The 399-nt window shown below is 42.4% G+C and carries 1 rRNA gene; it reads left to right on the forward strand.

The features are described 5' to 3' along the window. Positions 1 to 137: 137 nt before the first annotated feature. Positions 138 to 399, forward strand: a 16S ribosomal RNA gene (locus tag G4417_RS16625); the annotation flags it as partial.

The following is a 399-nucleotide window of genomic DNA, read 5'->3' on the forward strand; positions in this document are numbered from 1 at the left end:
AGACAGACAACCTTGATAACTAAACAGTGAAACACATACGATTCTCGAAAATTCTTTACATTTTTAAGAACGGTTTGAAAAACCAAAAACAGTAAAACGAGAGATAGCTAGTTGTTATCTTGAGTGAATCAAACATTTTATCAGAGAGTTTGATCCTGGCTCAGGATGAACGCTGGCGGCGTGCTTAACACATGCAAGTCGAACGGGAATTACTTTATTGAAACTTCGGTCGATTTAATTTAATTCTAGTGGCGGACGGGTGAGTAACGCGTGGGTAACCTGCCTTATACAGGGGGATAACAGTCAGAAATGGCTGCTAATACCGCATAAGCGCACAGAGCTGCATGGCTCAGTGTGAAAAACTCCGGTGGTATAAGATGGACCCGCGTTGGATTAGCT

Source organism: Blautia wexlerae (assembly GCF_013300825.1).
GTDB lineage: Bacteria > Bacillota > Clostridia > Lachnospirales > Lachnospiraceae > Blautia_A > Blautia_A wexlerae_B.